Below are 935 nucleotides of genomic sequence, written 5' to 3' on the forward strand. Positions count from 1 at the left end.
TACGCGCAGGTGTTGATCTGTCCAGATCTACTTTATCTGACTGGATTGGTCGCTGCGGTGTGGAACTGGAACCTCTGGCCAATGCCTTAAAACAGGTGGTGCTGCAACAGCGGGTGATCCATGCCGATGAAACGCCGGTCACCATCATGCGGATGGGTGATGATGAGAAAAAACAGAAGAAAGGTTATGTCTGGGCCTATGCCACTACACAGTACAATCCAGTTCAAGCGGTGATCTATGACTTTCAGGATAGCCGTTCAGGTCAGCATGCTGAAGCGTTCCTGAATGGCTGGCAGGGCCATCTGGTCTGTGATGATTACAGTGGTTATAAAGCACGCTTTAAATCAGGCCAGGTCATTGAGGTGGGCTGCATGGCGCATGCACGTCGTAAATTCCATGAACTGCATGTGACTGGGAAAAGTCAGATCGCTGAACAGGCATTACTGATGATTCAGAAACTGTATGCGATAGAAGCAGAACTCAGGAAAAAGACCGATAGTACAGCAGAACACCGCCGCGAATACCGGCAACAGCACAGCCAACCGGTGATGCAACAACTGTATGAATGGCTCAACCAACATTATCTGACGGTGCCATCGAGTTCTCCAACCGCCAAGGCCATCAATTACAGTCTGAAGCGTTGGCCAGCCTTAAGCCGCTATCTGGATGATGGCAATCTACCCATTGACAATAACTGGGCAGAGAACTCAATGCGCCCCTGGGCCTTGGGACGAAAGAACTGGCTGTTTGCTGGCTCGCTGCGCAGTGGTCAACGAGCGGCCAATATCATGACTTTAATCCAGTCAGCAAAGCTGAATGGGCTGGATCCGTATGCCTATTTAAGTGATGTGCTGAAAAGGCTGCCGACGCATAAAGCGACCCAAATAGAAGAATTACTGCCACATCGCTGGAAATCCAACTCAAATTAAAAAATA

Annotated in this window: 1 protein-coding gene; it reads left to right on the forward strand. The window is 49.4% G+C overall.

From position 1 onward, the window contains the following. On the forward strand, nt 1-929 hold a 929-nt coding region (gene tnpC, locus ACE01T_RS17550), incomplete at its 5' end, for an IS66 family transposase (protein ID WP_395519781.1). Nucleotides 930-935: the final 6 nt, after the last annotated feature.

Origin of the sequence: Acinetobacter uliginosus (genome assembly GCF_044130295.1) — a bacterium.
Classification (GTDB): Bacteria; Pseudomonadota; Gammaproteobacteria; order Pseudomonadales; family Moraxellaceae; genus Acinetobacter.